This window comes from Curtobacterium sp. BRD11 (assembly GCF_031844345.1).
Classification (GTDB): Bacteria; Actinomycetota; Actinomycetes; order Actinomycetales; family Microbacteriaceae; genus Curtobacterium.
The window spans coordinates 60,664-72,453 of record NZ_JAUZUZ010000009.1 but is presented as its reverse complement, the minus strand read 5'-3'; the positions used below and the strand labels follow the sequence as shown (position 1 = coordinate 72,453).

General features: G+C 70.2%; 13 protein-coding genes. 12 read left to right on the top strand and 1 reads right to left on the bottom strand.

From position 1 onward, the window contains the following. Positions 1–17: 17 nt before the first annotated feature. The 6 genes from Q9R28_RS16320 to Q9R28_RS16295 all read left to right on the top strand — a co-directional run bounded on the left by Q9R28_RS16320 (position 18) and on the right by Q9R28_RS16295 (position 4,260). Positions 18–1,022: a putative oxygenase MesX gene (locus Q9R28_RS16320; protein WP_209685877.1), complete on the top strand. Its 1,005-nt coding sequence runs from the start codon at positions 18–20 to the stop codon at positions 1,020–1,022. A 20-nt stretch (positions 1,023–1,042) separates the two neighbouring features. Continuing rightward, a complete protein-coding gene (locus tag Q9R28_RS16315) occupies positions 1,043–2,092 on the top strand; it encodes a methionine synthase (RefSeq protein WP_311206626.1) in 1,050 nt (349 codons plus the stop codon). A gap of 154 nt (positions 2,093–2,246) precedes the next feature. Continuing rightward, positions 2,247–2,672, top strand: a complete 426-nt coding sequence (locus tag Q9R28_RS16310; protein WP_311206625.1) for a PRC-barrel domain-containing protein — start codon at positions 2,247–2,249, stop codon at positions 2,670–2,672. Beyond that, positions 2,669–3,181 carry an RES domain-containing protein gene (locus tag Q9R28_RS16305; RefSeq protein WP_311206624.1) on the top strand — a complete coding sequence of 171 codons (513 nt, stop codon included), beginning with the start codon at positions 2,669–2,671 and terminating at the stop codon, positions 3,179–3,181. The genes Q9R28_RS16310 and Q9R28_RS16305 overlap by 4 nt, the downstream gene beginning before the upstream one ends. Positions 3,182–3,259: 78 nt before the next feature. Then, positions 3,260–3,703 (top strand): SdpI family protein, encoded by a 444-nt coding sequence (locus Q9R28_RS16300; RefSeq protein ID WP_311206623.1) that lies wholly within the window; start codon positions 3,260–3,262, stop codon positions 3,701–3,703. A 29-nt stretch (positions 3,704–3,732) separates the two neighbouring features. Beyond that, positions 3,733–4,260, top strand: coding sequence for a histidine phosphatase family protein (locus Q9R28_RS16295; protein ID WP_311206622.1), 528 nt, complete (start codon positions 3,733–3,735; stop codon positions 4,258–4,260). A gap of 37 nt (positions 4,261–4,297) precedes the next feature. Here the strand turns inward: Q9R28_RS16295 and Q9R28_RS16290 are convergent, their stop codons facing one another. Beyond that, entirely contained in the window at positions 4,298–6,370 is a 2,073-nt protein-coding gene (locus Q9R28_RS16290; protein ID WP_311206621.1) for an acyltransferase family protein, read from the bottom strand. A gap of 163 nt (positions 6,371–6,533) precedes the next feature. On the opposite strand from Q9R28_RS16290, the gene Q9R28_RS16285 reads away from it, so the two are divergent. From Q9R28_RS16285 to Q9R28_RS16260, 6 genes are all read left to right on the top strand, one after another. Further along, positions 6,534–6,941, top strand: a complete 408-nt coding sequence (locus tag Q9R28_RS16285; protein ID WP_251155710.1) for a hypothetical protein — start codon at positions 6,534–6,536, stop codon at positions 6,939–6,941. A 373-nt stretch (positions 6,942–7,314) separates the two neighbouring features. Next, the gene (locus Q9R28_RS16280; protein WP_311206620.1) at positions 7,315–8,586 is read left to right on the top strand and encodes an MFS transporter; all 1,272 of its coding nucleotides are present in this window, start codon (positions 7,315–7,317) and stop codon (positions 8,584–8,586) included. Positions 8,587–8,737: 151 nt separating this feature from the next. Continuing rightward, entirely contained in the window at positions 8,738–9,316 is a 579-nt protein-coding gene (locus Q9R28_RS16275; RefSeq protein WP_251155708.1) for an NADPH-dependent FMN reductase, read from the top strand. 71 nt (positions 9,317–9,387) lie between these two features. Further along, entirely contained in the window at positions 9,388–9,933 is a 546-nt protein-coding gene (locus Q9R28_RS16270; protein ID WP_311206619.1) for a DJ-1/PfpI family protein, read from the top strand. Between the two features lie 236 nt (positions 9,934–10,169). Then, the gene (locus Q9R28_RS16265; protein ID WP_311206618.1) at positions 10,170–11,477 is read left to right on the top strand and encodes an ice-binding family protein; all 1,308 of its coding nucleotides are present in this window, start codon (positions 10,170–10,172) and stop codon (positions 11,475–11,477) included. A gap of 140 nt (positions 11,478–11,617) precedes the next feature. Beyond that, positions 11,618–11,785 (top strand): hypothetical protein, encoded by a 168-nt coding sequence (locus tag Q9R28_RS16260; RefSeq protein ID WP_311206617.1) that lies wholly within the window; start codon positions 11,618–11,620, stop codon positions 11,783–11,785. Positions 11,786–11,790 lie beyond the last annotated feature (5 nt).

Here is an 11,790-nt window from a genome sequence, read left to right as displayed (position 1 = left end):
CGACCGGACTGCGGACCATGGCGAACGACATCACCTTCAGCATCAGCAGGACACGCTTCGACGAGGACTACTCGCCGGCCGAGAGCTCGCGCTTGACGACGAACTTCGCGAACCTGGCCCGCGGGGAGCACCGGCAGCAGAACCTCCGCGACGCGCTCGCGCTCATCGACGGGCGCTGCAACGACCTGGCCGGTGACCCGGACGCGGATCGCTACCGCGTCGAGCTCGACATCGTGTCGGTGACGATGCAGTTCGAGGACGGCGGACAGGTCGAGCGCTTCCCCTTGATCGAGGTGCTCGACGTCACGATCGTCGACCAGCACTCCGGCGAGCGCCACCAGGGCATCGTCGGCAACAACTTCTCGTCGTACCTGCGGGACCACGACTTCGCCGTCCGCCTGCCGTCGGCTCCCTCGCTCCCCGCCGACTTCGGGCTGCTGCACGGGCAGCTCTTCCAGCACTTCCTGCGATCGGACGCGTTCCGGTCGGAGTTCGACGCGGAGCCCGTCGTCTGCATCAGCGTCTCGACGAGCCAGACCTACCGGCAGACCGGGTTCGTCCACCCGGTCCTCGGCGCGGAGTACGCGCACGAGCACTCGTCGCTCACCGACGACTACTTCGGTCGCATGGGCATGCAGGTCCGGTACTGCATGCCGCCGGGGTCCAAGGCGCCGCTCGCCTTCTACTCGCGCGGCGACGTCCGCACCGACTACTCGAACCTCCAGTTGATCGGCACCATCGCCACCATGGAGACGTTCCAGAAGATCTACCGGCCGGAGATCTACAACGCGAACGAGGTCGCGCCGAGCACCTTCCGCCCGACACTCGAGCACGACGACTGGACGTCGACCGGCATCGCCTACGACCGCGAGGAACGCAGCCGCCTCGGCGTCACGCAGGGCCGGTGGACCGAGGAGCACCTCGTCACACCGCACCGCGACTTCCTCGACCGCTGGCTCGCTGAGCAGACCGCACACGCCGACCAGGCTCTTCCCGCCGCCCCCGCTGCCCTCACCCACTGACCGACTGGACCCCCACGCGCATGAGCACGCTCCTCCCCACCGCGATCGTCGGCAGCCTGCCGAAGCCCTCCTGGCTCGCCGAGCCCGAGCGACTCTGGTCCCCCTGGCTGCTCGAGGGTGACGCCCTCGTCGAGGGCAAGCAGGACGCGCTCCGCTCCGCCGTCCACGAGCAGGAGCGCAACGGCATCGACATCGTCAGCGACGGCGAGCAGACCCGGCAGCACTTCGTCACCACCTTCATCGAGCACCTCGACGGGATCGACCAGGAGCGCAAGGAGACCGTGCGCATCCGCGACCGCTACGACGCCGCCGTGCCCACGGTCGTCGGCGCGGTGAGCCGCCCGGAGCCGGTGTTCGTCGAGGACGCGAGGTTCCTCCGGGCCCAGACCGACCGGCCGATCAAGTGGGCACTCCCCGGCCCGATGACCATGATCGACACCCTCTCCGACCAGCACTACAAGAGCCGCGAGAAGCTGGCGTGGGAGTTCGCGACGATCCTCAACCAGGAGGCACACGAGCTCCAGGAGGCCGGCGTGGACGTCATCCAGTTCGACGAGCCAGCCTTCACCGTCTTCCACGACGAGGTGCAGGACTGGGGCGTCGCCGCACTCGAGCGCGCCGCCGAGGGCCTGCGCGCCGAGACCGTCGTGCACATCTGCTACGGCTACGGCATCGAGGCGAACAACCGGTGGAAGGAGACCCTCGGCGCCGAGTGGCGGCAGTACGAGCAGTCGTTCCCGCTGCTGCAGCAGTCCTCGATCGACATCGTCTCCCTCGAGTGCATCCACTCCCACGTCCCGCTCGAACTCGTCGAACTCATCCGCGGCAAGAAGGTCATGCTCGGCGCGATCGACGTCGCCACCGAGCAGGTCGAGACGCCGGAAGAGGTCGCCGCGGTCCTCCGCCGCGCCCTCGACCACGTCGACGCCGACAAGCTCATCCCGAGCACGAACTGCGGCATGGCGCCGCTGGCGCGCGGGGCGGCCCTGCAGAAGCTCGGTGCGCTGTCCGCGGGTGCGGACATCGTGCGAGCCGAGCTCGCGAGCGTCACCGTGCCGGCAGTGCGGTAGCGGCGCGGCTCCAGACCGGTCTGGAGGCACGGCTCCGTCCCTCGACGAACGTGACGATCGACTGCTTCACCTGCTCCGGGCTCCTCCCGCAGCGCTCGGCCCGCCGCGCGACCACTGACACAAGCAGGTCAGGCTGGGAGCGTTGACTACGCCCATGATCACCAAGAGCACGATCCACGAGATCGAGAACGCGCCCGTCAAGGACCGCGACGGCGCATCCGTCGGCAAGGTCGCGCAGGTGTTCCCCTCCAACGAGGACGGCAGCGCCGCGTTCGTCAGCGTCGCGACCGGACTCCTCGGGGGTCACACCGTGCTCGTCCCGGTCGAGGACGCCACGTTCGACGGCACCGACCTGCACGTCGGCTACTCGAAGAGCGCGATCAAGGACGCACCTTCCCCGGGAGCCGGGAACACCGTGACCGACACCCAGGCGAATGCCGTCCGCAAGCACTTCGGGCTGTCCCCCGCGGGCAAGGCGACCGGCGACATGGGCGACCCGCACGAGAACCTCGACCAGGCCGGTACCGGTCCGGCGGGCGCTGACGACACCGAGGGCGCGGGAGCGACGCCGTCGGCATGAGCGGCACCAGGACGAGCGACGACCGCGACGTCTTCGCATCGGAGGTGCGTGGCACCTTCTTCCGCGCGGTGGATCCACGCTTCCGCGCATCCGTCATCGCAGGGTCACGGTCCGCAGGTCGGTACTCACGACCTGACGAGCCCACGCTGTACCTCAGCTCGTCCGTCGCGGGCGTGGAGGCAGCGCTCGTGGCGCATCCGGACACGCGCGCCACGGAGCCGGTGATCGTCGAGGTGGACGTGGTGGCGCCCCGGATCGTCGACCTTCGCGACGCGACCGCTCGTGGTGCGGCCGGGGTCGACCTCGAGGACGCGACCGCGCCGTGGCAGCAGGTCGTGGCCGACGGAGGCGTCCCGGCCTCGTGGCAGGTCCGAGACCGCCTGGTGGCACTCGGCGCCGACGGCCTCATCGACCCGTCGCGGAAGCGCCCGGGCCTCTGGCACCTCGTGTTGTTCCGCTGGAACACCGATGGTGCGCCGCAGGTCCACGTCCGGACAGGGACCGGCTGAGATCGTTGCCGGGTTCGACGACACGCAGGTGACACTGATACTTCGCCGTTCTCCGCCGGGGGCGCTAGCGTCGTCGGCATGGACAGTGCGGTGGTGTTCCCGATGGCCCTCGAGATCGGGGCGGCTGCGCTGGTCACGTGGCTGACGTGGCGGGCCGCCATCGGCTCCCTGCCACGGAACAGCCTCGCCGGTGTCCGGACATCAGTCACGATGTCGAGCGAGGCGGCCTGGCGGATCGGCCATCGTGCAGCGCTGCGCCCGACGATCATCTCCGGCCTCCTCGTGACGGCGTGGTGCGCCATCAGCATCGGAGTTCCGGCACTCCGCACGCCTGCCGCCGTCCTCGTCGCCGCTGGCCTCCTCGTCGGTGGAGCACTCCTGTCCGTCCCGGCTGCCCACCGCGCCGTGCGCCGAGCATTGCCCGAGGCCGGAGGCGACGGCTCTCACACCTATGGCTCCCCCGCGACCCCGCCGCCCGTCTCGAACAGGAGGGACCCTGACGACGCCGGTACGGTCGAATGATTCTGTGCACGTGGGTGTCTCATCCCGAGGTGACCGTCGATCCGACCGTCCGGATCCCGGACTGGGGTCTGTCGCCGGTCGGACGGGCCCGCGCCGCACGCATCGCGACGCTGTTCCCTCAGCCCCTCCGCATCGTCAGCAGCAGCGAACGGAAGGCCCTGGACACCGCCGAGATCGTCGCCGGACAGTGGGGCTCGGAGTTCGAGATCGACGAGGACCTCGGCGAGATGGACCGCAGCGCGACCGGTTACCTCGACCCGCGTGAGTTCGAACCGACCGTCGACGCGTTCTTCGCCGAACCGCACCGGTCCGTCCGTGGTTGGGAACGCGCGATCGACGCCCAGAGCCGTGTCGAGCGCGCGGTCCGACGCATCGCGGCCCAGACTCCCGAGCGGGGCATCGCGTTCATCGCTCACGGCGGGGTCGGCGCACTCCTGCTGGCGAGCCTCCGACGCGAGCCCATCAGCCGCGCCCTCGACCAGCCCGCGATGGGCAGCTCCTTCGCCTTCGACCCGCAGGACTGGACGGCGCTGTCGTCGTGGGAGCACGTCCGCTGAAGCGGTGCGTGGTCCCGTCAGCCCGGGCCGGCGTCCGTCACTGCGGGACCGCAGAGCCGCAGCAATCCGCCCGGTCCAGAGCTGCTTCGAGACGCGGGCGAAGGGTCACCGCGAGCGTTTCCGTGATGTGGTTCGCGTCCCGGTAGGCGAGCCGGTTCCAGATCACGGGAGCACACTGGTCATCGCACAGCCAGCCGACCGGGTCGATCAGCGTGGATCGTGTCGATCGGGCGGCCGCTGCCTCGGCGGCACGTGCGGCATGATCGATCAGGCGTTCACGCGGCTCTGCGACGTCCGGAACGCTCTTGAGCGACGCGGACAGAGCTCGGTTGGGCGTGGTCGACCACGCGGGGGTGTCCTGCAACACGACCGTCGATGCGCCGGATTCCTGGATCCTGTGAATGGTGCGCTCGAGGGCATCCTGCCACGTGTCCGAGAACGCTCCAGGACGCGCCGTCAGGGGCGCGGTCAGGTTCCCGGCGTTGCCGAGGACGACCAGCGAGGGCCGCAACTGCGCGATCTTGTCGAGCGCGTCCTTCCGCCATGCGTCGCACTCGCGGTAGTCGCGGTCGAGATCCGAGGAGCGGACCGGGATGTCGGCGCTCGGGCACGAGGACTTGGTCATGGTGATCAGGCGCATGTCTCGGTCCGCGGCCCAAGCTCGGAGCGGGCTGAACCACTGCGCTGCGTGCGAATCGCCGAAGAGGACCACGGTCCGCGGCCCGGAACCGAAGCTGCATCCTCGGGTGGTCGTCGCTGCGAAGCCTGCGTGGCAGCCGTCGGCGTACAGCGGTGACAGATCAGCCGATGCGCCGGCGAGGCTCGGCTCGACGTTGGACGGCACCACGCCCGCGGGGCGGGGGCCGGCGAGCACGTCGGCGCGCGTCGGGGCAGCGATGCGATCGTTGGTATGCAGGGGCGGAATGGTCGACACTCCGAAGCAGACCGCTGCCCCCGCGGCGACGACGGCGACGAGCGCGCCAGAGCGGCGCCACACGCGTCTCTCGTTCCCCGGGGTCGCCGACCGGCGCCCCCGTCGGGACCTGGACCAAGCGGCTGCGCGGACCTCGAGCACGGAGTGACCGAGCCAGCCGAGGAGCACCGAACCGACGACGGCTGCAGCGCTCTCCCAGAAGTCGAGCGAGCGATCCCTGGCAAGCACCGGGATCGTCATGAGCGGCCAGTGCCACAGGTAGATCGAGTAGGAACGGTCACCGAGGCTCGTGACCCACCTCGTGCTGAGCAGACGGCGGACGGGCGACTCCACCGCGACAGGGGCGATGACCATCGCCGCGCCGGCGACAGGGACGAGGGTCGCGAGTCCCGGGTAGGTGACGTCCTCGGAGAGGAGCCCGAACGACAGGGCGATGAGCAGCAGACCGATGACCGGGATCCACGCGGACACCAGGCGGACGACGAGAGGACCCGAGGTCGCTGCGCCGCGGTGTTCCGCCGCTCGTCGGGCGAGCGTCGCGACCAGGGCACCCGCCGCGAACTCCCAGGCGCGGGTGTGCGGCCCGAAGAACGCCCACGAACCGCTGGTCTGCGACACGAGGACCATCGTCGCGAAGCTCACGACGACGATGCCGCCGAGGATCACCGGCAGGACCCTGCGAAGCGAGCGGGCCGCGAGCACCGCCGTCATGAGGATGCCCCACACCAGGTAGAACTGTTCTTCGACCCCGAGCGACCAGAACTGCTGGAAGGCACTCGCACTGTGCGTGGCGAGGTACTGCGTGCCGGTCCAGGCCAACCACAGGTTCTCGACACCGACGAGCGATCCGAGCGACTCGACGCGGATGACGGTCCGGTCGAGCGGCGGCAGGACGGCCACGGAGACGAGCACCGTGACGACGACCGTCACGATCGCCGCCGGCGCCAGGCGGGTGAACCGGTTCCGGTAGAACCTGGCGAGCCTGATGCGCCCGGTCCGCGCATGCTCTCGGAGCAGGTTGCTCGTGATCAGGAACCCCGAGATGACGAAGAAGACGTCGACGCCTGCGAATCCGCCCCGCAACAGCGGGACACCGGCATGGAACAGGACCACGCCGAGGACGGCGACCGCTCGGAGCCCCTGGACGTCCGAGCGCCACGATTCACCTTGCTGCATACATGCAGTATACAGGATATCACCGAAGGCACCGGGCCCAGGCGAGAGCAGTACGCTGCCGTCAGGGGAACGCGAGGGGGGAACCGTGACCACTGATCTTCGAGAACGACCGCCGGCCGGGCAGCTCGAGTGTCCCGCAGTGTCCCCGCCGAGGCGACCGTAGATGGACGACCAGGACACGAGCTCAGGCCTCCCGTACGACTCATGGCCGGAGTCGGAGGTCGACGACCAGCGCACCATCGCCCAGGTCAACAGCAGCCGGAAGGCCTTCCGCACCACGGCCAGGGCCGGCTTCATCATCGCGCCGGCGATGTTCCTCCTCCCGCTCGTCTACCCGCTGCTCGGCCTCGGGTGGCACTTCCTGCCGATCATCTGCATGACGGCGGCGTGGGCCGTGCTCGTCTCCGCGTGCTCGTTCGCCGCGATGACCGCCACGGAGCCAGCAGGTCACCCCTGGGTGCACCAGGTGTGGGCGGTACCCGCGGCCGTCCTCGCGATGTTCCCCGGCGGCATCGCCGCCTTCGTGCTGTACGGGTCGGTCGTCGCAACGGTCCACCAGGCAACGAAGTGACGGGCGGGCGCCGCTGCACCCGCAGGACCCGCGCCTCCCGGCCCGGACCGGAGGCGCGCGAGCGCCGCTGACCCGAACGGTGTGGTGCACCAGCCGTTGCTCGGTCGACGTGGGCGCTGCTATCGTTCGTCGGTCTGGTCCGACGCCGGGGAAGGTGGCGACGGTGCCGCTCAGTGCCCCTCGTGGACTGTTCCCCACGAAAGCCGCGCCCGAGCTCGGCGGACCGCGGCCCGTCCCGCCCGGAGTCACGTCAACGCAGCACTGAGCTGATCGACACGGTCAGCCCTCCTCGCCGCGAGCGTTCTGCTCGTGTGCTCCTGCACGCCCGCGCCGCCGCTCGGCGGCGGTGCGACGACCTCACGGGAACACCTCCATGCGCTTCACCCCTGCCCGGCTCCGGGCTCCACTCGCGAGCCTCCACGAGCACCGCTTCGTCACGTTCGCGGTCCTGACCGACACCATCGGTGCCGGCCTCACGCTGCCGCTGACGATCGTCTACTTCACGATCACCACCGACGTGTCCCTGGCGGTGATCGGTGTCCTCTCCACCGTCGCATCGCTGGTGGCCCTCCCGATCGGACTCGTCGGCGGCGTCCTCACCGACCGGTTCGGTGCCAGGGCGTCGATGGTCCTCAACAACCTGCTCTCCGCAGCGGGCTTCACGCTCTACCTCTCCGCCCACGATCCGGTGGTGATCTTCGCGGCGATCTTCCTCGCCAATGCATCCGAACGGCTCTACTGGACCTCGTGGACCGCGTACGTGCACGACATCGCGGCGGGCCGCCCGTTCGAGCGCTGGTTCGCCTTCCTCGAAGCGACGAAGGCCGCCGCCCTCGGGGCAGGCGCGATCGTCGCTGCGGTCACCCTCGCGCACGGACACCAGGACGGGTTGCGGTGGCTGGTCCTCGCCAACGTCGTCACCAGCGTCGCAGCGGCCGTCGTGTTCGCCACGCAACGCACCGGTCGTCGTACCCCGCAGGCAGCGGCACCGACGGGAGCGGGACCAGCCGACGCCTCCGGGCCGCTGCGTGCCTTCGTCGCCGACCGGTCGATGCGTCTCATCGCGCTCGGCCAGTTCCTGATCGGCCCCGCCATGCTGCTGCCGAACGTCGCGTTCAGTGTCCTGTTCATCGAGCGGTGGGACATGTCCCCGGCGGTCGCACCCGTCCAGTTCGCCATCGCCACGGGCCTGTGCGCACTCTTCCAGACATCCGTCACCCGGTGGGTCGCCGGGCGACGGCGCGGGACGCTCATCGCGCTCGGCGCCGTCCTGACCGCCGCGACGACGGCACCGTTGATCGTCCTTCCTCCGCTGCACGGACCGGGCGCGTGGTCCTACGTCGTCGTGGTCGCGGTCGTGCTGGCCGTGGCGGACATGATCTCCCTGCCCGCGGCGAACGCGGTCATGGCCGCAGCTCCGCACCCATGCATCCGAGGCCGAGCGATCGGGGTGTTCCAGACCGCGAGCTCGATCGGGATGGCACTCTTCCCGCTCACCCTCGGACTGCTGGACTCGCGGATGCCCTGGCTCCTGTGGCTCATCGCCACTGGTGTGTTCCTCGCCGCTGCCTGGGCCTGGCACGCAGCGGTCCGCGGACTGCCGCGCCGGGTCCAGGGAACGGGGTCGACCGACGTCGACGGGTGAGCAGGGTTCGGCCACTCGGACGGCTGGCTGTCCTGAGGAGGCCGGCTGCGGGTGGTCGCGCGTCAGCTGATGGCCCCGACCGGCACGAGGACGACCTGCCACGGACCGGTCGCACCACGCTCCGCCGCACCTGAATCGGTACCGTGCAGGGGTGACTCCCCTGCGTCTGCCGGTCATCTCGTGCAGCCTCGATCCCGTCAGCACCAGTCGCCGGCTGGCCGAGCGGTCGGCGTCGCTCCTGAGGGCGAACGGTCACGGGTCAGAGGTCGTCGACCTGGCAACGGCACCGCTGCCGGCGTTCGACAACGACCAGGTCTTCGACAGCGACGCATTCGGTGCGCTGCACGATGTCATCCGGGAGTCCGACGGCGTGGTGCTGGCGTTCCCGATCTACAACTGGGCGCCGTCATCGGCGGTCAAGTCGCTCATCGAAGCCACCGGTGCGACGGGGGAAGGCCGGCGTGCTGCATGGTTCGACAAGGTGGTCACCTTCGTGTGCGCTGCCGGGCTCCCGCACAGCTACATGGCGACGGGCGCGCTCGCGCAGTCCCTGATGCTCGACTTCAAGTGCGTCGTCAACCCGTACACGGCGTACGTCGCGGAGCGGGACTGGGAAGCGGGGACGCTCTCCGTCGACAGGGCAGCGCGTCTGGAGAAGACCATGACGGTGCACGCCGAACTCGCCGGTCTCCTCCGCGACAGGACCTCCCTGTCGGACTGGGAGGTGTGAGTCCGACGACGGTCGCGCGGTCCACCGACCACCGTCTACCAGGATCCTCGCGATTCCGCGACGATGTACGGATGAGCAGACCCGTCAGGTTCGTTGCGCTGTTGTTCCCGAACGTGACACAGCTCGACCTGACCGGCCCGGTACAGCTCTTCTCCAGGCTCCCCGGCGCGACCATCGACCTCGCCTGGCACGACCGAGAGCCGGTGGGCACCGATGCGGGCTTCGCGATCATGCCGACGGTGACCTTCGACGAGGCCCCGCAGGCGGACGTCCTCATGGTCCCCGGAGGGCAAGGTGCCTTCGACCTGCTCGAGACCATCGGAGCCGTACCCGAGCAGGCGCGGGTGGTCCGCGACGTTCGGATCATCACGGGAGGCGGGGTGACCAGTGGTGTCGACTTCGCCCTCACGGTCGCCGCTGAGGTCGACGACGATGCCGCAGCCCGCGCTGTCCAACTGGCCGTGGAGTACGACCCGCACCCGCCGTTCGACGCTGGATCACCGACGCGTCCGGAAGCGGACGCCGAGCAAGTGCGACGAGCCGTTGCAGACGCGCGACGCAGCCGCGGACCGGTCGTCTCGCGAGCAGCATCCCGACTCGGACTGGCGTCCTGCTGAGGGGCCTCCGGCGGAACGTCTCCGGCCGGGTCGCGTGTGGTGTCCGTCCTCGGATCGGCCGCGAGGTCCGTGCCGTGAGAGGGGCCCGGTCGACGACACCGTTCCTGACCATCGGCCTGCCGATCCGACGATCCGCACCGTTCTGCGTCGAGCAGGCGCATACTGCAGGGACCGGAGATCATGTTCGCGTCGTCGACGCTCGCCTTGTGGCTCTCCCACTCAGACAGGGGCCTCGCATGGCCACGTCCCGTATCCTCCGCCGCACCGCGTTCGCCCTGACCGGCATCGGCCTCGCCGCTTCGATGGCGATGATGTCGACCGCTGCGGCATCGGCCGCGACCGTGATCGACGGCCCGGTGAACCTCGGCACCGCGTCGACCTACGGTGTCCTCGGCGCGAGCGCCGTGACGAACACCGGCCCGTCAGTCGTCAACGGCGACCTGGGGCTCTCTCCCGGCACCTCGATCACCGGCTTCGGCGGTGCGCCGAACGGAACCGTCAACGGCACCACGCACCAGACCGACGCCGCAGCCGCGCAGGCGCAGCGGGACACCACGACGGCGTACGACGTCGCTGCGTCACTGTCCCCGACGCAGACCGGCCTCACCGAGCTGAACGGCCTCTCCCTCTCACCCGGGGTGTACTCCGGCGGGGCGCTCCAGCTCGCGAACAACGGTGCGTTGACCCTCGCCGGCAGCGCGGACTCGGTGTGGGTGTTCCAGGCCGCATCGACGCTGACCATCGGATCCGCCAGCCGGATCACGATCACCGGTGGTGCGAGTTCGTGCAACGTGTTCTGGCAGGTCGGCAGCTCCGCCACCATCGGCACCGGTGCCCAGTTCCAGGGGACCGTGCTGGCGCAGCAGTCCGTGACCGCCACCACCGGCGCCACCGTCGTGGGACGCCTGCTCGCCCGCACCGGCGCTGTGACCCTCGACACGAACACCATCACTGCCTCGACCGGCTGCCCCGCTCCGGGGATTCCGACCGAGACGACCGCACCGGTCATCACCTCCGACGCACCCGCCGCCGCGACCGCCGGGACGCCGTACTCGTACACGGTGACCGCGACGGGTACGCCCACCCCGACCTACACGGCGACCGGACTGCCCGCCGGCCTGACGATCAACGGCACCAGCGGCGTCGTCTCCGGCACGCCGACAACACCCGGCACGTCCACGGTGACGATCACCGCGTCGAACGGCACGCCGCCCGCTGACGTGCAGACCGTGACGATCACCGTGCGACCGGCTGCTTCGTCGACTCCCACGCCCACTGCGTCGCCGACCGCCCCCGCCAGCACCCCCGCTGGGACCCCGACAGGCGGAGCAGCTACGGGCGGGAACACCCCGACCGCTCCCACCGGCACCCCCTCAGGGAGCCCGACCGGCGGAGCGGCACCGGGCGGGAACACCCCGACCGGTGAACTGGCCTTCACCGGGAGCGACCCGGCGCTGCCCCTCGGCATCGCCGGAGTGCTCCTGGCAGCCGGCACGGCGATCACGCTGATCGTCCGGCACCGTCGTCGCACGAGCCGCATCTGACACGCAGCCGCCCCGGACCGCCACCGGTGTGGTGGCCAGGTCCGCGGAACGGCCGCGGACCCTCCTGCCGCACCGGCGACGAGGTCGTCGACGTCGAGCGGACCGCCGGCATCTCCCCCTCCCTGACAGGAAGCACCACCATGAAGACCGTCATCGTCCTCCTCACCCTCTGGCTGATCCTCGCCGTCGTCGGCTTCGCGCTGAAGGGCCTGCTCTGGCTCGCGATCATCGGCACCGTCCTGTTCGTCGGAACCGTGGTCTTCGGGGCGATCCGCCGCTCCGGGAACACGGCCCAGCGCACCGACTGATCGGG